This is a genomic window from Burkholderia sp. 8Y (assembly GCF_902506145.1).
GTDB lineage: Bacteria > Pseudomonadota > Gammaproteobacteria > Burkholderiales > Burkholderiaceae > Caballeronia.
This window is the reverse complement of the sequence record NZ_LR733523.1, coordinates 1-18217: the sequence shown is the minus strand read 5'-3', so window position 1 is coordinate 18217 and position 18217 is coordinate 1. Positions and strand designations below refer to the sequence as shown.

Genomic DNA, 18217 nt, shown 5'->3' with positions numbered 1-18217 from the left:
CAGGTGCACTGTTCTCGCTTGACTAAATGACACAGCAGCGATGCAGCGGCGTAGCGCGTGCTCTAGCAATTGCTCGAACGACCGCGAACCGAGTTTGCTCGCGTATCCGTGGCCTCGACAATGGTTCGCCGCTTGCTATTAAGAAACCTGCCCATCAACTCTCGGGGAACCATCATGCACCCCTATCAGGACTGCATCGACGCATGTAACGATTGTGCGGACGCGTGCGATCGATGCGCCGCTGCGTGTCTCAGGGAGGGCAGCGCCGGCGGTATGGATGTCTGCATCGCGCTCGACATCGACTGCTCGGCCATCTGCCGTCTTGGCGCTTCACTGCTGTCGCGTTCGAGCGAGCTGAGCCATGAGTTCTGTGAGTTGTGCGCTGAAGCGTGCGATGCCTGTGCCGCCGAGTGCGCAAGGCATCAAGCGGTGCATTGCCAACAGTGCGCGCAGACTTGTCGGACCTGCGCCGATGCGTGTCGGGCGATGACAAAGTGACGGCGTCACAAACCGAAGTCGGCGCAGCGCAAGCACGGCATTTTGCGTCATTTCCGATGGCTGAGATGGGTCATAGAAAGCTCCGAGGCGTGACTTCTTAACTTCGAGCGAGTCAGGGTATGCCGGTCTTCACCTACCAATGCCTGTCGCTCTTCGACCTGTTCTCACAGGGCGCGCGGACGCTCGATCGCTCGGAGGGAGGCTTGGGGATCGGTCTGTCGCTTGTCAAGCGACTCGTACAGATGCATGACGGCTCAATATCCATCGACAGCGCCGGGCCCGGGCAGGGAACAAGCGTTAGCATAACCCTTCCGAGGGTACAACCGAGAACGAGGGCGGAAACGCCTACGGCGGGCAAGCAGGACGAACACCATCCTGGCCATACGCGCATCCTCATCGTCGACGACAATAAAGATGCAGCCGACTCCTTGGGCATGCTCTGTCAGGCCGAGGGGCACGAAACGACGATCGTCTATGAGGCGCATGCGGCGGTTGCGGCAGCGAAGAAAATTGAATTCGATGTTGCGCTGCTTGACATCGGCCTGCCTGATATTGACGGCCACACGCTCGCCCCGCTGTTGCGAGCAAAAGGCAGCAGCAAACCTGTGCTTGTCGCCATCACTGGATACGGTCGGGCCGAAGATCGTCTGCGCTCGCAGGCGGCCGGGTTCGATCATCATCTAGTTAAGCCCGTGAACCTTCAGGGGCTTCTCGCCATACTCGACGTTCATCGCAGCCGCGACGGCCGCTCAAGTCCATGACATTGAGCGAAACTGCCAACCACGAGCGACACGAATCGAGAGTGACCGAATCACCGCCCTTAGTTGTAAGTTGAAGCTTGGGCACAAGATAGGCCGTAATCGGTTTTTTCAACACGTCTGGAGCTGTGCGGAAGCGGCTCAAGTACTACTAACGCAACTCTTCCTAACGAACGGTCACATGACTTCCAAGCTTTCGATCATTTCACCTTTCGCGTGTGCAATTAGGCTTCGCCCTGTTCGTCTCTTCCGATCACGACCGTCGAAGAGGAAAGAAATTCGAAGCGAGGCACATCTAGGTTGCACGGCGCGGGCTTGTCCTTGAACACGCGGCCGGCAAGGTCATAAGTCGATCCATGGCAGGGACACAGGAAGCCACCGGGCCAGTTATCGGGCAGATTCGGCTGCGCCCCGGGCACAAAGCGCGGCGTAGGCGTGCATCCGAGGTGCGTGCACACGCCGATTACGACGAGCAGCTTGGGATTGCTCGCTCGTGAACGGTATTCGGTCGAGCAATAGGGCGGCAGTCGCATAGAAAATGGGCGTTCGCTGGCCGGGTCCGCCACCATAGCGTCCGCGGCCACTACGTCCGCCAACATGGAGTCTGTTCGGGCAACCAAGAAGACCGGCATACCGCGCCAGGCAATAGCCATCATTGCGCCGGGCTCCAGTGCGCTGACATCGGCCGTCACCGGCGCTCCCAGTGCGCGCGCCTTGTCAGAGGGGGCCAGGGAGCCGACAAATGGAACCAGTGTAGCGACGCCTCCCAGTGCCGCTGCGCCGGACGTGGCGACGAGAAGCCTGCGCCGGCCGGCATCGAGAGATGGTTTGTCAACCGTATCCACGGCAGCACCCCCAGCACATGTCGAATTGAGCTATCGCTCTCATCCTTTACTTTTGCATCTATCCCCAACGCGAGCCTGTTCATTGCGCGCTTGTGGATGACGACGCCGTATTTGAGGCGGCTTTTGCAATCGGCTGCGCCGAACTGCTCTTGCGACCTTGTTTCGGAATTGCATCTAGATCTAGCCAGTCATAGCGCACGCTTGCGACCGCTTGTTTGAGAGCGTCGTTGGCTTCATAGTACTTGTGCTGGCCGAGCAGCCTCGCGGCGTCGTCGACGTCCGCCATCACTAGCTTGAGAGGCACGAGCTCCATGGTGTAGGCAACGTTGATATTCGCAACTTTCAGGGCGTTGAGTGCCTGATCGCGCTCTCCTTGCTTGATGTGCGCGTTCGCTGATGCAACAGCTTTAGCTTTCTTCGGAGATTGGGCCAGATTGTCGGTGATGGTTACGTCTGCTCCGATCGGAAGCCACACCAGGTCCTGCGAAGCTGCGGCGACGCCCGGCTGTTCGTGCTGTCCGCCCGAGGCGGCGGGAGGAAGTTTGAGGTCTTTCTCAGCCTTGGTAAATGCGGTGTTGTCCGCCTGCGCCGCCCTGAGTGACTCCTGAGCGGCATTCACGAGCTTCGCGGCTTCCGCCCCGTGACCGTTGAAAATCGCGAGGCGCGCGAGTTCGATTTGCTGGAACGCCTCGTTCCCCTTCCCTGATACCTTACCCATGTCGGATGCAACGGTTTGCGGTAAGGCAGCCGCCTGTACCGTTCCGCCACAATAAGCGGCCGCCATCAAGGCGCACGCGGCGGCAAATCGCTGATGCTGGTTCATGTTCCTTCTCCCGTGTGAGCGCCCGGCGCTAGGCATCGCGTCTTGCGGCCCGCTTCTGCGGGATGCGATGCGGCCACGCCTGACGTTAGGCTGTTGACGCTTCAAAAGTAGGCCGCAGTGCTTAAAACGAGCTTAAGGGTGCAACGAGGCGCGTCGCGCGGGCGTTCCCCGCAGGTTCGAAGGGCCTAAGCAGACCGCATCTCGGTCTCAAGCTGCACTTTTCTTCCGTCAGCAGTACGCCGACCAGGCCCGGGGTCAGTCAGAACGACGCGATGAGTGTGCGAGCGCGTTGCACAGAGTGTTGCCCCCCGGCCGCGGGGCAACAGCGCCTTGCTTCTGCCGAGCCAGTCACTGACTGCGCCTGTAAACTTCCTGACGACCATAGCAGTTGCTTCGGCTGGCCCTCGAGTCCAGCCGAGCGCCGCCACGCTCATCAGTTGTGTGCGTCAAGTTGTGCAGAAACCGGATGCCGGTGGTTTCAGTTGATCCATCTGCGCTGAGTGCGGCGCGGAGGGCGTAGCCCGCAGCGCCGAACCCGCGCGCCCGCTATGCAGCAGCGCGCAAAAACTCCTTCTTCTGCTCGGCCAGCAAGGCCATGTTCAGATAACGGCTGTCTTCGAGCCACGTTTCATGCGTTTCGCTACACAGGGCCCTGATCAGCCGAAGGCAGGACGCATCGTTGGGAAAGATGCGCACGATACGCGTGCGCCGCCGGATTTCCTCATTCAGTCGCTGGTTGACGAACTGGACATTCATCAACTTACACCACGGCCACCCCCGCCTCTGCGCTCCTGACGCCTCAGCGTTTTTGCACATCGTTCAGCACTGCCCTCGGGAGGGCTTACACCATGGCCACGACCAAGCGTAGTACGAACCGGCCGTCAGCGGAAGCGCTGGTTGCCGGCGTCACTACCAAGGAGTTCTTGCGCGCTGCTGCATAGCGGCGTGCGGCGTTCGGCGCTGCGGGCTACGCCCTTCGCACCGAACGTCGCACAGAAGGATCAACTGAAACCACTGGCATCCGGTTTCTGCACAGCTTGACGCACACAACTCAGCAATCGCGCCGCACCGTGACGGCGGCTTGTCGCAAATTTGCAACAAATAATGAAAATCTCTTACCGCAATGTATGCTTCACCCCGTTCTTTATAGCAATATTCAAACAAATTTACGTGGCGGAGCTTCCGAAATGAAAAAGACGCAAGCAGCGATGGTGTCCCTGGCCCTTCTTGGCGCGGCCGGCGCGGCAAACGCTCAGTCCAGCGTGACGCTCTACGGCGTTCTGGACACAGCCCTTACCTATGTGAGCCATTCGACCAACGCAAACGGAACCGGTGGTCGCGTGTTCGCCATGCAAAGCGGCAACCTGTCAGGCGATCGCTGGGGCCTGAAGGGGCAGGAGGATTTGGGCGGTGGCCTGAAGGCGCTTTTCCAATTGGAAAGCGGCTATGACCTCGGCACCGGTCGCCTGAACCAAGGTGGACGTGAGTTCGGCCGTCAAGCATTTGTCGGCTTGTCGGGCAACCAGTGGGGTTCGGTCACCCTCGGTCGCCAATATGACCCGTCTGTCGACTTGGTCCAAGGTCTTACTGCCGACAACTACTGGGGTTCGGCGTTCGCCACGCCCGGCGATCTCGATAACTATGACAACAGCCTGCGCGTGAGCAACGCTGTGAAGTACGTCTCGCCGGTGTTTGCGGGCTTCCAGTTCGAAGGCATCTACGGCTTCAGCAACTTGGCTGGCACGACAGGCCAAGGCAAGACGTGGGGTGGCGCAGTTGCTTATAACAATGGTCCGCTCGGGCTCGCGGCGAGCTATTTGCACGCAGACAATCCGTCGGCAGGCCGCTCTGCGACGGCGTGGAATAGCCCGTCCTCCGACTCGCTTACCTACACTGTGATTAACCAAGGGTACTCGTCGGCTCACTCGATCGGCATCGCACGTGGCGCTGGCCAGTACACGTTCGGCCCGTTCACGGCCGGCGCATCGTACAGCTTCGCTCAGTACAAGCCGGACGCTCTCTCGACATTCCGGACGCAAGAGAAGTTCCACGTTGCCAATGGCTTCGTGAACTTCCAACTGACGCCGGCTACGTTGCTTGGCCTCGGCTATACCTATACGCACGGCATGGGCGACACCAACGCTACCTATCACCAAGTGAGCATTGGCGCCGACTACGCGCTGTCGAAGCGTACCGACTTGTACGCCGAAGGCGTGTACCAGCATGCAAACGGCACGCAACGCGGTACCGACGGCAGCGCATCTTCCGCTCAAGCTTCGGTCTCCGACATGGGCTACGCGGCTGGTCGCAACCACCAAGAAGTTGCGCTTATCGGCGTTCGTCACAAGTTCTAAGAACTGCGGTAGCGCATCTCAAAGCCCGGACGCCATTGGCCTCCGGGCTTTTTTGCTTTATGGCCACATTGCACAGACCGGCTTTTACCCGCGCGACGTGTGTCGTCAGAGGCCTGCACATGGCAAAGAGCTGATCCGGGATTTGCCAACAACGGCGCATGCAAAAATACTGATCCACCAACAAACGTCGTCCGAAGTCGCGGGCGCCGTCGTGCCTGCTGCTTTCGTTGGCCTCTTGCTATGCGGCTCTTATTGATTGAACGAAACAGGACTGAAGCCGAGGCGATAGTCGAGTCAATGCGTCTCGCGGGCTACACCATTGATTGGAAGAGCGACAGAGCTGCAGCAGAGCAAGCGTTGATGCGCGAGTCCTACGACCTTGTGCTCTTGTCATTCGACCTCGCACATCCGGACAGCATCGAGATTCTCATTAGCTATCGGAAGGCAGGCGGAGATGCCCCCGTAGTTGTCCTTACGGAACATCGTCAGACCAACGAACGCATCCAAGCGCTCTATGCTGGTGCCGACGATCACATGACAAGACCACTGGACCGCGAGGAAATGTCATCGCGAGTGCACTTCTTGTTGCGACGACGCAAAGGCCACAAGCAAAAGATATTTCGTCACCGGCAGCTCATGCTGGACCCGACTGCGCAAGAGTTCCGGTTCGCCGGAAAGCAACTCTACCTCACACCTCGCGAGTTTGCCGTTATGCACACGCTAATGGAGGAACCGGCCCGCGTGTTGAGCCGGACCGAAATCGAGCGGAAGATCTACAACGACGCAAAGGAACAGCGAACAAACGCGATCCAAGTCTACGTCAACGGCCTCCGTCACAAGATCGGCGAAGATGAGATCGTGACAGTTCGCGGCGTTGGCTATCGTCTGGCGAACGGATGACTACCTGAACGGACGCACACGTTCGGGAGTGCTCTGGCTGCCCAAGTGACGGGCGGCCACGACGAGGGCGCATAACATCCTCTAGCGCGGGCGTCCCTATCTAAGGGACGCGAAGTGCTACTATCGCGGGCCTTAGCTATCTTCGAACCTATCGCCATGAACTGAACCTTCGCATCACCAGCGTCACTAAAGCGCTGATTGCAATCGACACCCTGAACGGCTATATCGCCGCTCATACGACTCAAGCGAGAAACGAAGCTTTGAAGTCGATGACCATCAGCGACCTTGGTCTCGGAACGAGGGCGCATAACTCGTTGGTGGCGACGGCCGGCGTCAAGACGGTCGCCCAGTTAATTGCGATGAGCGGAAAGAACTGCGCGCCGTTAAGGGAATGGGCTCGGGAAGCGACGACAACATCAAGGAGGCTTTGGCCAAAACAAGGGCTTCAGCCCACAGCGTAATACGACACCGCATGCGCGCAATTTCCTATGCCCCGAGGGAGTTGGAAAAGCTCCTTCTGGGCGAGAGCCAGGCTCAGCGCGTCGTTCTCTTCCGGTGTCAGGTTCCGCGGCTCAACGAATTCAGCGACCTCATCGTCTGTTCTCGCCGCCAATATAGTCAGCTCGTTGGTGGTGAAAGCACGTTCATGGTCGTCTTTCATTGAGGACGCTTCAAACCGTTCGTAGTTCCTGATCAGGTGACGCGCGGTGCTCTTTTTCGTTTTGTGGGTCAACTCGGCAAAGCTATAGAAGAGTTGAGCGGCGCGTTTTTCGCGGCCAGTGGAGTCAACCGCGTACGCGGCGAGCACTTGCTTCTTGTGGGCTAGTAGCTCTCGACCGATTTCCATCCAGTCAGACGTGTTCCGTTTCTTTTCCAGCATCGTTGCGTGATCCTTCCGATTGTTGCCGCGGATTTACTGAGCGGTTGCGACGGCCCGCACATGGACACAACTGTGCATAACGGCAACCCGTTCAGATTGTTCAGGCCGCGCGGTACAAGTGACAGACTACGGTCCGCGTGGGAGAGTCAAGCCGACGCTCGTGCAAAGGCGTCGGCGCGTGCGTCATACTTCTCAACCGGGCCTCTTGTCGGGCTTCACGGGTAATGTGGTGCGCGGGCCGCGACTCTTAGAGAGCTTCGCCCGTAATTCGGCGATTGTCTTGAGCGCCTCACGTAGTTCGGATCGCACATCCGCCAGCTCGACGCCTCGAAGCTGATACTCTGCTTTCGCCTCTTCAAACGCTTTCGCCGCGACGGCTCTCGCCTCAATCGAGGCCTCAAGTTTCGCCGCGGCCACCGCAGCCTCTTGTTCGGCGGCTACCCGTGTAGAGTTCTCAGTTTCGACGTGACGCCTCAAACCATGAAGCTCGCTCTCGAGGCGAGGCAAAGTTTCAGGACGCAGCAGTGCCTTCGCCAACTCGGTTCGGGCGCTTTCGGCAGCTTGACGCTCCGTACTGGATTCTTCGAGCGCGGCGTCGCGTTCCGCTAGCACCTGCTCTAGGCGGCCGGTGATCTCCACCTTTTCCCCGTGAACCGTTTCGAGCGTGCTGCTTAGATTTTCGATGACGAGCGCCTGGAACGCCGGGAAGGAATCGATGGACCGGATACGCATGCAGATCGCGCAGCTCGCCGCCGAGTGTGAGGCCAGGCGAGTCGCGGGGCTTGCAGATGAGACAGTCCGGGTCGAGTTGACAGGCTGTGCCTTTGCTGGGTTATTGCTTGCCGTCGCAGCACTGCTCGCCTTCGCTCTCAGGAATGCAGAGAAGGGGGTTCAAGGGCGTTGTTCGGGGCACAGAGCGAATGACTCGAGCGGCTTACCTCGATGCTTTGACGGGACTGCCGGGCGAGACCTCTAGCGAGAACTGGATCAACTGAACGACGCCGCCAGCCAGGGTGGGCGTCCCCTCACAGCCCTGTTCATCGATCTAGACGGTTTCAAGTCGGTGAATGACAAGTTGGGGCTTGGGGCATGCGACCGGGGACACCGTTCTGCGTCGAGTCGCCGATTCCCTGAAGGAAGCGACACGGTTGGGCGATATCCTTGCGCGTGTCGGCGGCGATGAATTCGTCCTGATCGCCCCAGGACTCGAAAAGCGTGAGGAGGTCGACCAGTTATGCGACAGGCTTTTTACCGCAATTCGGCCCCTGGCCGATGATTTCCTGCCCGTGGGCTGAGCATCGGGATCGCAACGCGCAAGGCGGCAAAGGAGTCGCTTGGGGGTCTCTTAAAAAGAGCCGACACTGCAATGTACAAAGCAAAGCGAGCCGGTGGAGGCTATCGGTTTAGTCGAACCGATCCATCCATGGCCCCAGCTTAGCAGCCCTGAACGGTAGCCGAACCTAAGGCTGTTTACCGTTCTTCGGATGCCGAGAAATTAAACCCGAGACTGGACGGATCTCGCTTGGTTCAGAAGCCGACCCTCAACCCGTAGTGCTCACTCAACGCTGCCTTCGTCTGCCGGTGCAGCCGGGATATCGTCAACGCGGTGATAGATCCGCAACCCTAGTTTGCGGGCCGCTTCCACGTTCGCATCCGCTCCGCTGGATTCACCGTCGATGCGCAGGATAGAATCGCATTGCTGCATCATCCGATGTGCAACCGGGTAAAGGAATGCCTCGCTGATCGGATGGAGCCTAGCGTCGAGGCTCTCATCCAGCGAATCATCCAAATCAAAGTCTCGTACCGGCTGGGGTACCGACGGGTACTGCATGGCGACCAACGGCAGGAGCAGCTAGGGAGTATGTTCGAACCGCCATGCAGAGCTTTCTCAGCCGGTTCAAGTCCGCACCGGCAACAGACCAGCCGTAGGAACGATGATCCCTAGCGGAAGCTAGTGCCAATCGGACGGGCTGGGAGACGTACTAGCCTGCGTGAGTTGCTTGATTAGTCACGCGGAACAACAGCCGCTCGAGTCGTGAACCTTGTGAGGGTCCTACTCCTAGCGTCGCCCGCGCCTTGACGACGCGATTGCGCCAATAAGTGCGACCGAACAGGGAGTTCGCCGCGTCTTTCGCGAGAACGCGCTCAAGATGCTCGATTTCAGAGTCGAGGTTCCTAGGCGTCAAGCCGGTCAGTGCGCTCAATGCTTGAGTCATTTTATATAGGTCTCACAGGTTCATGCTTGCGACGGGCCCCGGATAACTTTCCATCGTGCCGCCGGAAAAGCCTCGGCGCCGGTCGTCCACGGGCGTTAGTTCATTGCGGCTTGATGTTTGCCGCCTGCTTGCCTTTCGGTCCTTGCGTAATCTCGAAGCTCACCTTCTGGTTTTCCGCCAGTGACTTGAAGCCTTCTGCCCGGATCTCGGAGAAGTGCGCGAACAGATCGTCGCCTCCGTCATCCGGCGTAATAAATCCATAACCCTTTGCGTCGTTGAACCACTTCACAGTACCTGTTGCCATGATCGTCCCTTACTATTAGGAAGTGTTGTGCTCGACGAGAATAACAGCGTCCAACGCGACGTACTATTAGGCTTCGCAGATATATTTATCAGTTTGATAACAGCAAGGGAAAACCTTCCGGCACGATCGATCGTCCAAGACGGCCATTATGCCCCCTCTTGTCCACCATTTATTATTTCCGCCATGCCCCGTAGTGTTACGCGCAAAACTCGCAGCACGGCCCGTCCGCGTCGTCCGCTGACCCGCGCCATGTTGCTTCCGTTGCCAGTCGAGACCGCTAGTAAGATGTCCCTGGCCATCCACCTCGCGCTCGCCGCATGCCGGCGCGAACGAAGTGGAACGGCTTATCAATTCAACGAGCTGCTGCGCGTGCTTTACATGACGCTTTTCCTCCAGGAGAACGGCTTCGGCGCGCTTCCGCTGGAGTTGTACGCGCGTGCCGAGAAGAACTTGAATGGATGCCTGTCTCGCGAAAAACAGGACGATCCTTGGTTTATCGACGCTGAAACTGCGAGCGTTCTCGAGCAGGTGCTGCGACTGCATGATGAGCAGTTGCGTGGGATCACCTATCGTGACCTGACAGCCGCAACAGAACGGCTCGAAGCCTTCATCAGAAGCGCCCGCATTTCGCCGCTGCCTGACGACGTACGCCTGGCAGTACTGGAAGCGCAGGCCAACAGCAACGACCAAGCTAACGGGACTACCAGCGCGACGCGGTGAACGTGCTCAGCTTCGGTTGTCTGTGTTGTCGCACGCGTTTGGCGAGCGCCGTAGAAGACGCGTCAAGGGACGCGCCACCGGCGGGTCGAGCATCTCCGCACGAGGATCGTCGTTGGGTGTAGTTGTTGCATGCGATCACTGCCGGTTCAATATCCTGTCGTACGCGCGCCGCGAAGCTCGATACCCGCAGAAGCGAGGCAAGGCACATTGATCCATCGGGTTTTTGCCCTGTCGCAACTCAATTTCTCTTGTGGAGCTTGATCTATGGAACACGTAGTCGGCAAGCGACCGAAGGTGGTGCTTTTCCCAACAAAGACCGTGGCGCCAGCGCGCGCCATATCTGAGGCGGATTTCTTCATCTACACCTCTACACACGGCCACGCGAGGGCCGGCTTTTACGGCAAGCTAAAGGTCGTGAGGAAAACGGACGGCAAACTCCTCTTTCCGTTCGACGGGGCAGAGCAGATCGGTCCGTTCGCGAGCAAGGATGAGGCGCTGCATGCCGCCCAGCGACGTGGCGAAGCAATAGTGAGTGCGGACTTGAGAAATCCCGAGCTCTGAGAAAAGGCGAACACGGACGCTTGTCGCCTACAGTTGTAGTGCGAGATTGCTCTCGGCTCCCTCCGAGGCGCATAGCTCGACCTTAGGCCCTTTCTAACAGTTTCAACGCGCAGCGCTCCAATCCGATCCACCACGCCAAGCAAGACAACGGCGCACGATGGACTCGTTCCGCCAGGCAAGATGCTCTGATTGGGTTCTGCGTACGGCAACCTAATGGTCTACGCCTGGATCGGATAAGTTGCGTACCGGATCACGCAGCATCTGGACATATTGCTCGCGCTTTCACCGGCGCACGCTTGGGCACTGGCACATACGCACCCGGCGCTCGCGTTCACCATACTCGGTGCCGTTATTCTCGCGCTGACAGGGGCGGAGGCACTCTACGCCACATCGGTCACTATGGCCGGCGCGCGATTCGCCTGGCATGGCTTTTCGTCGTATTCCCTTCGATTTGATCGGCTACTTCGGACAAGCCGTGACGATGCAACATCAGCCTGGTGCGGCGAAGCAGCCGTTCTTCTTTGCGGCGCCTTCGTGGGCGCTAATAACGACTGTGCTGATCGCTCTGCTCGCCACCGTCATCGCGTCGCAAGCGGTAATCTCGGGCGCGTTCTCGATGGCAAGCCAGGCGATCGAGCTCGGCTTTCTGCCGCGCCTGCGCGTGGTGGAAACGTCGTCGTCGCAGCGCGGCCAGGTGTAGGTGCCCGCCGTCAAGACGCTGCTGTTTGGCGCTGTGATGTTTCTGGTGCTCGTGTTTCGCAGCTCCGACCGGCTCACATCGGCGTATGGCATTGCGGTGGGTCTTACGATGTTGATTACCACCCTGCAGATGGTGAGCCTGTCGCGCAACGTCTGGGGCTGGCCCCGGGTCGCGGTGCTGGCGATCAGCGCGCCGCTCATTGTGGTCGATGCGCTGCTGGTCGCGGCGAACGTCCACAAGATTCCGCAAGGCGGCTGGTTTCCTGTGGCCGTCCGCATCGTGCTGTTCGTGCTAATGGCGACATGGCATCGCGGGTCCGAACTTGCGCAGCGGCACGCATCGCATGCGCAGCCCGTCGCGGACTTTCTGCGCGACACGCTCGCCGGCGCCGACGCGCCGGCACGGGTGCAAGGCACAGCGATTTATCCTGGCAGCGTGCCGGGCGCGACGCCGTCCGCGCTCACGAGCAACGTGCGCCACAACCGCGTGCTGAATCAGACGACGGTAATTTTCACGAATCGCTCGGAGTCCGCACCTCGCGTGGACGAGCACACGCGCGTCGAGGTGCGCGACCTCGGCGCGGGCTGCTACGAAGTTATCTTGCGACATGGCTTCACCGAGCGTCCGAATCTGCCGCGTCTGCTCGAATCGCTTAATGGCCAGCTCGGCGACTGGCGCTTCGATCACAAGCACACGACCTATTTCCTGCCGCGCGACGACGCCATGCCCGGTTGTTCGCATGGACAAATGTCGCGCTGGCGCGAACGGCCGTACGGGGAAATGTCGGTCCATGCGACATCGAGCGCGGAGTACTTCGGGCTCAGAAGCGAGGACGTCGTCGAGCTCGGAGTCCAGGTCGTGCTATAACGAACTCAGTCTAGGTGCATCGGCGCCGAGAAAAGTGCCGGTCGGACATCTACTCTGATCACTTTGAACTGGACCCCTGAAGCCGCCGATGCACGCAGGAAATGTTGGAAACGGTTGATACTTCCGCGCCACGTCGATACGGCGCTGATCGTAGCTTAGGTGCAACGGCTGAGCTTTGGGAGCCGCTCGGGAGCCCGCTGCGAATACGGACGCTCGAACGGCCACTACAGATTTTTTTTGAAACGGTCGCGCGCTCGCCGAGGGCAACGCGCGTCGGCGCATACGCTGCCTTCATTGCGCGGCGAGCGCCGGGTGCTTCATCAACGTAGCGGCAGCGGAAGACGACGAAGCCGGGTTTTGTCCAGTGATGAGCAGCCCGTCCGTGATTACGTACGGCGCCCAGTCGTCAGTCTTCGAGTAGATGCCGCCCTTGGCCTTCAGTTCGTCTTCGACCAGGAACGGCACGATGTCGGTCAGGCCGACCGCCGCCTCTTCGGAATTCGCGAAGCCCGTGACCTGCTTGCCATCGACGAGCGGCTTGCCGTCCGGCGCGGTGACGTGCCGCAGCACGCCCGGTGCATGACATACCAGCGCGACGGGCTTGCCCGCGGCGACGAACGACTTGATCAGCGCGATCGAGTTTGCGTCTCCCGTCAGATCCCACAGCGGGCCGTGACCACCGGGATAAAACACAGTATCGAAGTCCGCCTGCGAGATGCTATCGAGGCGCACCGTCGCCGCGAGTTGCGCCTTGGCCGCTGCGTCTTGTTCGAAGCGCCTCGTTGTGGCCGTCTGATTCGCCGGCTCGTTGCTTTTTGGGTCGAGCGGTGGCTGCCCGCCTTGCGGCGAAGCCAGCACGATCTCAGCGCCTGCGTCCTTGAACGTGTAGTAAGGCGCGGCGAGTTCTTCCAGCCAGAAGCCGGTCTTGCGACCCGTTTTGCCCAGTCGATCGTGCGAGGTCAAAACCATTAACACCTTCATGTCGTGCTCCCAAGGAGTAGGAACGCAGCTCGTAGACCAGTCGTCTGCGTCAACCCGCTCGCTGGCAGCCGCACGGCAAGGCTATTACCCCATTTTGCCACCTGCATGATCTCCCCAGGATATACATTATTTGCATTGTATATCGTGTGCGGCGTTGTATTACGTTCAAGCCCGGTTGGTGACCTCCTGACCGACGAATACGCGCGCTGCGTGGGCGGTTTTGCGCACGCTGCTGCGGTTTGCCGGTTCTCCTCCACGCGCATGTCTTACGATGCGGCCGACCCAATGGCCATCGTCAGGATATGAGAACCGACCTCCGGCGACACTCGCGGCAGCGCCAAAAGTGCCGGGCGATCGAAGGAACGCTGCGTACTATGGAGGATCCACTGAGGTGCTGGTTGCTGGTCCTGCCCGCGATGAATTAGGACCACGAATAAATGATGCATCTTTGTCCTATGTCAAGTTCGTTCGTTCCGCGTCTTCACGTTCTGCGAATGGAATCCTCCCCGATTACCAGCGCGTTCCCGAACGTTCTCCTCCGGGCGCGCCGGCAACAAGCACAGGTCAAGCACGATGCTCGTCTCGTCCGGCTGCACCGGCCGTGAGAACAGGAATCCTTGGGCCAGTTTCCCACCAGCACACTTGAGTGCCTCTAACTCGCCCTGGGTCTCGACGCCCTCCACGATGGTTTCGACGCCCATGTCTCGACCGAGAGCTAGCAACGACTTGACGATTTTGTAGCTCGTACGCACCGTATGCATTTCGCGAACGAAACTGCGATCGATCTTTACTTTTGTAAGCGGCAGCGCGTGCAGATACGACAGGCTCGAATAGCCGACCCCGAAGTCGTCCAGCGATAGCCCACACCCTAGGGCGCGCAGGCGCGACGCAGCCTGCATCATGGCCTCAAACTCCCGAGCAATGGCCGTTTCGGTTATCTCAAAGTCGAGCCGAGATGGATCAAAGCCGCTCTCGGCAACGAGTCTGAGAATGTCTGACACGGTCTCAGCCGAGGCAAGGTCGATCGCCGAAAGGTTGAAGGACAGCCGAATCGGGTGCGGCCAACGAAGCGCGGTGGCAAGCGCTTTTCTAAGCAAAATACAGGTCAGGCTGCTCACGATCCCGGCACGCTCGGCGACCATGATGAACTCGGCGGGCGGTACGCTGCCGAGCAGAGGATTCGACCAGCGGGCGAGGGCCTCAAAGCCTAAAACTTGGCCCGTCGTGACGCGGACAATCGGCTGAAATGCGACAGACAATTCCCCGTCAAGGTCGGCCATAAGGAGGGCATGTTCCACCATCGTATTGCGCCGGATGGCGAAATGATGATCTGCGGAGAAGATCACAGCGCGACCGCGGCGACTCCGCTTTCCCGAGTAAAGCGCGTAATCGGCGAACTCGTAGAGTTCTGCGGCTGTAGTACAGTGCGTCGGGTAGATCGCGAAGCCTAAAGAGCCCGAGATGCGAACCTCGAAATCTCCCGCAGTGAAAGGCTCACGCAGCGCTCCACAGACTCGTTCGCCTAGCGCGACAAGATCCTCCGCGCAAACGAGATCTGAGATCAGCAGCCCGAATTCATCCCCACCAAGGCGAGCCAGCCTGAGATGCGGTGCGACGAATCCTGCCAGACGCTCGCCTACCTGGCTGAGCAACTTGTCCCCCATGGCGTGACCGTGAATGTCGTTGACCGGCTTGAGTCCGTCCAGGTCGACAATGCCGACGGCGAGCATCCTTTTGCCCGCGACGGCCGTCGCGTAGGCCACTTGGAGTTCGTTGAAGAAAGACCGCCGGTTGGGCAGCCCGGTTAAGCTATCGAGATGAGCAAGCCGGTCTGTTTCGGCGCGGGCCTCGACCATCCGAATGAAGTCGCGGTAGTGATTCGCCAAAATTACAAGCATCGCACCAGAGACTAGCCCGACGTTTAAGGAAACAGCGCGAAATATACTGTTTCCGTACATCACGAAGTATCCGAAAAAAGCACCGTTGATGGTGACGGCAATGATAGCGGCAGCGCGCGGAAGATGCATCAGCGAGAACATCACGCCTATGACTGTAATGGCCATACAGAAAGCGACGTGCGCCTGAGCGAATGCGTTCCCATAGCGGACCAGCAGAAGCGCCCACGCGGCAAAAAGCACCGAAAGCCCCGCAGCAAGCCAGTTGGCGTTTGAAAGAGCCTGGTGCGCCGCGTCCTCCGATGGCGGCCGACGCCCCTCGCGTATCCATCTCCAGATCCGCATCAGACCTATCGTGGTGAAAAGGCCGGGTACATAGAGGGTCAGCCATGTTGGCGCAGTACTTGAATGCGTGACAGCGAGCGCCCATGTATTTGCGATGAGCACGCCATACATCAGCGGCATCTGGCGTCGGAATGCCCCGAACTGCGCGATCAGCAGTTGCGGATTATCGCGAGGAATAGAAAACAGCGACCGCAACCGCCGAAAAAAAAGAAGGCGGTTCATCGCTTTGTGTCCGCAACCGCGTCAATTAGGCACGATGCGGAGGTAGTAGAGTTTTTCAGGTCCATCCCCTCTTTAACGGCACCCTTGGCGCGTTTTTTATCCCTTCTCCTCATTATGCAAGGGGCGGCCGCTTTGCCGCAGTCACTCGTGCGGCTAGCTTTCTCTTGCCGCTCCGCCCTTTTGTCGGTGGCTGTCAGCTCCAACGGTTCCCGTCGCCGCGCTGCTCGGCACGCACGTCCACGCCGGCGAGCCGGGCCCGGCAACACTGCACGCGCCCTTGTTGCAAAGGTAATTAGACTTGCCCGCCGCTTAGTGTCACGGATCCATACTGCTCCGGCGATCGCATTCGGTTTATCGTCTGTTTCTCGCATTGGTCCCAATCGCTGCGGCGCCCGTTCGGCGAGTGGGCGCTTCCTACTGCTTCCGCCGTATCTTTCGCGAACCCAAGCGGTTGTGATCTTCAAATTGCTGGGCGCGACGGCTTGGGCTAGAGCAAGGCGATCGCTCCTTCCCTCCCCTGCCCGTAGACAAGCCACTGCGCGCTCAGGCCCAGTTCCGTGTCCAGCGAACTCGGCCTCAGTCATCTCTGTTCCCCAGTTCCCTCTCCCACTTAGCGACGACTGCTGAAGCAACGCTGTCGCCAAGCCACTTTCACAGCCATGCGGCGCAATATCGAGGAACTGGTCAGCTCCCGTGATGAGAAGCAGGCCTGCTTTTGGGTATTGGACTGGCCTTGGCGGCAATGACCGCCAGTGACGCCCTTCGCACCGCCGCCATGCCATTACTGGTCAGCAACGAAATCGCCAACATCGACGCCTGCTGCACGAAACTAAGGTAGATCCTATACGCCTGCCTGGTAAAAACCGTCGCGAAGGTGCAATAGGTTGTGGAACCGTCGAGATTGAATGAATAGCCAAGAGGCAAAAACAAAAAATGAAGCCGGTTTGGGGACGCCGAACCGTTCAAGCTGCTCGAGGAGCTTCGGCTACGTGGATTCCTGCTCGCAGTGCTTTTAGCTATATCTCTGCAGGCGTTGAAGGCTGGCGTGCCGCATTATCCCGGGCGCCCGGCCAGCCAGCGCTGGCCAGGAAATCACAAACCGGGCGGGCGATCGATATGCGAGGTTGGCCACCGACACGGACGCTTCTGGCGAGTGCTACATTCCGAAATGGCGGAGCGGCGTCTAGAATCGATGCCGAAATGCAACGCGGAGTGCAAGTTGCGACCTGCTGCTCGATGGGTCCAACCCGGCGATCTGGGCCTGCTGCGCTGCCCCGGCTGCTCGCTGGTACACCGCCTGAGCGTAGACGTCCGTTCTTTTCGACAGCGCATAGTCTCCCATTAGGTTCACTTGATGATATCTCGAGCTACTGCCGGTGGCATCGTCTACTGCACGCGTAAATTGATAGCCGGCGACACCTTGTAGCGCGGGAGTGAAGTGGAAACCAACGCCCACCTCAAAGTTGTCGAACTTTGCGTCGCCAGCCAACGCTCCGCCGCCAAACACTACATGCGTGTAGTTGAGGAGAAAGTTCGCTCTGCCGACCGTGTACGCGGCACCTGCACCGAAGATCTGCTGGTCGTGCGCGCCCGCGAGATACGGCCCGTAAATAACGTTGTTGTAGCCGCCGCCGCTCAGGTAACCGTTGACTTCAACTGCCGCCGGCGTGTTGACTTTCTCGTATCCGGCCGCGCCGCTCAGCGGGCCGTGTGCGAAAGTGAGAGTGGCGCCCCAGACCTGGCTGTTCGAAAAATTTCCTTCAACACCGCCGAGGCTGTAGAAGCCTTCTAGCGTGAAACCAGCTAGTACGGGGCTGACGTACTTGATCGCATTATTGACCCGGAAGCCACCGTCAGTGTTATCGACGTCGTTGGCGTGAGAGAAATAGCCCCCGCCATACAGGTAGTTGGTCGTGAACGGCCCCAGTCCGTCATAAATCGCATCATATTGACGACCAACCGTGACGGTGCCTATCGGTCCCGTCACACCGAGGAAAGCTTGGCGACCGAACTCACGCCCCCCCTGGCCCAACGCACCCGTGAACGAGTCGAACCCGCTTTCGAGCGTGAAGATCGCTTTGTATCCTCCGCCCAGTTCTTCCGCTCCCTTAAGGCCCCAACGACTTCCAGTGTTGGTCCCGCTCACCATCTGGTAAGTCTTGTTTCCGTCTTGATTGTTCGAGTATGTGAATCCCGACTCAATCAGCCCGTACAGCGTGACTGAACCGCACCGGGAATCGTGGAGGCCGGTTGGGTTAAGTTAATGCGGGCATGTCAGCGGCACTTCGGAGTTGCCTGTAGTAGTGTGCCTCAGCCTCAGCGGGAGGGATATAGCCGAGTGGTTCCAT

The 18217-nt window shown here is 59.3% G+C and carries 18 protein-coding genes and 5 pseudogenes; 11 read left to right on the top strand and 12 right to left on the bottom strand.

The genetic code is table 11. The features are described from left to right. Window positions 1–617: 617 nt before the first annotated feature. On the top strand, window positions 618–1259 hold the full coding sequence (locus GV035_RS25535) for a response regulator (RefSeq protein WP_159838310.1): 642 nt from the start codon (window positions 618–620) through the stop codon (window positions 1257–1259). A gap of 221 nt (window positions 1260–1480) precedes the next feature. Here GV035_RS25535 and petA read toward each other — a convergent pair whose 3' ends face one another. The 4 genes and pseudogenes from petA to GV035_RS25520 form a co-directional block, all read right to left on the bottom strand. After that, on the bottom strand, window positions 1481–2101 hold the full coding sequence (gene petA, locus GV035_RS25530; RefSeq protein WP_159838308.1) for a ubiquinol-cytochrome c reductase iron-sulfur subunit: 621 nt from the start codon (window positions 2099–2101) through the stop codon (window positions 1481–1483). Window positions 2102–2180: 79 nt separating this feature from the next. After that, entirely contained in the window at window positions 2181–2924 is a 744-nt protein-coding gene (locus GV035_RS25525; protein ID WP_159838306.1) for a YfdX family protein, read from the bottom strand. Between the two features lie 305 nt (window positions 2925–3229). Beyond that, a pseudogene (locus GV035_RS29190) lies at window positions 3230–3361 on the bottom strand (MFS transporter); the annotation flags it as partial. A gap of 109 nt (window positions 3362–3470) precedes the next feature. Continuing rightward, a pseudogene (locus tag GV035_RS25520) lies at window positions 3471–3659 on the bottom strand (transposase); the annotation flags it as partial. 452 nt (window positions 3660–4111) lie between these two features. On the opposite strand from GV035_RS25520, the gene GV035_RS25515 reads away from it, so the two are divergent. Both GV035_RS25515 and GV035_RS25510 read left to right on the top strand, forming a co-directional pair. Next, complete coding sequence (locus GV035_RS25515; RefSeq protein ID WP_159838304.1) at window positions 4112–5278, top strand: porin; 1167 nt, start codon at window positions 4112–4114, stop codon at window positions 5276–5278. 240 nt (window positions 5279–5518) lie between these two features. Next, entirely contained in the window at window positions 5519–6178 is a 660-nt protein-coding gene (locus GV035_RS25510) for a response regulator transcription factor (protein ID WP_159838302.1), read from the top strand. Between the two features lie 445 nt (window positions 6179–6623). Here GV035_RS25510 and GV035_RS25500 read toward each other — a convergent pair whose 3' ends face one another. After that, window positions 6624–7058, bottom strand: coding sequence for a hypothetical protein (locus tag GV035_RS25500; RefSeq protein WP_236572806.1), 435 nt, complete (start codon window positions 7056–7058; stop codon window positions 6624–6626). A 192-nt stretch (window positions 7059–7250) separates the two neighbouring features. Beyond that, window positions 7251–7790 (bottom strand): hypothetical protein, encoded by a 540-nt coding sequence (locus tag GV035_RS25495; protein ID WP_159838298.1) that lies wholly within the window; start codon window positions 7788–7790, stop codon window positions 7251–7253. A 250-nt stretch (window positions 7791–8040) separates the two neighbouring features. Between GV035_RS25495 and GV035_RS29995 the strand changes: the two are divergent. The 3 genes and pseudogenes from GV035_RS29995 to GV035_RS29990 all read left to right on the top strand — a co-directional run. Continuing rightward, window positions 8041–8145, top strand: a pseudogene (locus tag GV035_RS29995) (hypothetical protein); the annotation flags it as partial. Further along, window positions 8126–8353, top strand: coding sequence for a diguanylate cyclase domain-containing protein (locus GV035_RS29580; protein ID WP_159838296.1), 228 nt, complete (start codon window positions 8126–8128; stop codon window positions 8351–8353). The pseudogene GV035_RS29995 and the gene GV035_RS29580, both read left to right, overlap by 20 nt. After that, on the top strand, window positions 8350–8496 hold the full coding sequence (locus GV035_RS29990; protein ID WP_159838350.1) for a diguanylate cyclase domain-containing protein: 147 nt from the start codon (window positions 8350–8352) through the stop codon (window positions 8494–8496). Before GV035_RS29580 ends, GV035_RS29990 begins: the two co-directional genes overlap by 4 nt. 117 nt (window positions 8497–8613) lie before the next feature. Here GV035_RS29990 and GV035_RS25475 read toward each other — a convergent pair whose 3' ends face one another. Then, complete coding sequence (locus GV035_RS25475) at window positions 8614–8847, bottom strand: DUF4406 domain-containing protein (RefSeq protein WP_236572804.1); 234 nt, start codon at window positions 8845–8847, stop codon at window positions 8614–8616. Window positions 8848–9374: 527 nt separating this feature from the next. After that, window positions 9375–9578, bottom strand: coding sequence for a cold-shock protein (locus GV035_RS25470; protein WP_159838294.1), 204 nt, complete (start codon window positions 9576–9578; stop codon window positions 9375–9377). A 285-nt stretch (window positions 9579–9863) separates the two neighbouring features. On the opposite strand from GV035_RS25470, the gene GV035_RS25465 reads away from it, so the two are divergent. From GV035_RS25465 to GV035_RS29980, 5 genes and pseudogenes are all read left to right on the top strand, one after another. Beyond that, complete coding sequence (locus GV035_RS25465; RefSeq protein WP_159838292.1) at window positions 9864–10298, top strand: hypothetical protein; 435 nt, start codon at window positions 9864–9866, stop codon at window positions 10296–10298. Window positions 10299–10562: 264 nt separating this feature from the next. Then, window positions 10563–10859: a DUF6723 family protein gene (locus GV035_RS25460; protein ID WP_201304060.1), complete on the top strand. Its 297-nt coding sequence runs from the start codon at window positions 10563–10565 to the stop codon at window positions 10857–10859. A gap of 270 nt (window positions 10860–11129) precedes the next feature. Then, window positions 11130–11189: pseudogene (locus tag GV035_RS29760) on the top strand (hypothetical protein); the annotation flags it as partial. A 94-nt stretch (window positions 11190–11283) separates the two neighbouring features. Next, a pseudogene (locus tag GV035_RS29985) lies at window positions 11284–11868 on the top strand (KUP/HAK/KT family potassium transporter); the annotation flags it as partial. Then, window positions 11854–12426 carry a KUP/HAK/KT family potassium transporter gene (locus tag GV035_RS29980; RefSeq protein WP_442859602.1) on the top strand — a complete coding sequence of 191 codons (573 nt, stop codon included), beginning with the start codon at window positions 11854–11856 and terminating at the stop codon, window positions 12424–12426. The pseudogene GV035_RS29985 and the gene GV035_RS29980, both read left to right, overlap by 15 nt. A 291-nt stretch (window positions 12427–12717) precedes the next feature. Here GV035_RS29980 and GV035_RS25450 read toward each other — a convergent pair whose 3' ends face one another. From GV035_RS25450 to GV035_RS25435, 4 genes are all read right to left on the bottom strand, one after another. Continuing rightward, window positions 12718–13407 carry a type 1 glutamine amidotransferase domain-containing protein gene (locus GV035_RS25450; RefSeq protein ID WP_159838290.1) on the bottom strand — a complete coding sequence of 230 codons (690 nt, stop codon included), beginning with the start codon at window positions 13405–13407 and terminating at the stop codon, window positions 12718–12720. 458 nt (window positions 13408–13865) lie between these two features. Beyond that, window positions 13866–15869 carry a putative bifunctional diguanylate cyclase/phosphodiesterase gene (locus GV035_RS25445; RefSeq protein WP_159838288.1) on the bottom strand — a complete coding sequence of 668 codons (2004 nt, stop codon included), beginning with the start codon at window positions 15867–15869 and terminating at the stop codon, window positions 13866–13868. 684 nt (window positions 15870–16553) lie between these two features. Further along, window positions 16554–16793 (bottom strand): cation:dicarboxylate symporter family transporter, encoded by a 240-nt coding sequence (locus GV035_RS25440; RefSeq protein ID WP_236572816.1) that lies wholly within the window; start codon window positions 16791–16793, stop codon window positions 16554–16556. A gap of 259 nt (window positions 16794–17052) precedes the next feature. Further along, entirely contained in the window at window positions 17053–18084 is a 1032-nt protein-coding gene (locus tag GV035_RS25435) for a porin (RefSeq protein WP_201304063.1), read from the bottom strand. Between the last annotated feature and the right edge of the window lie 133 nt (window positions 18085–18217).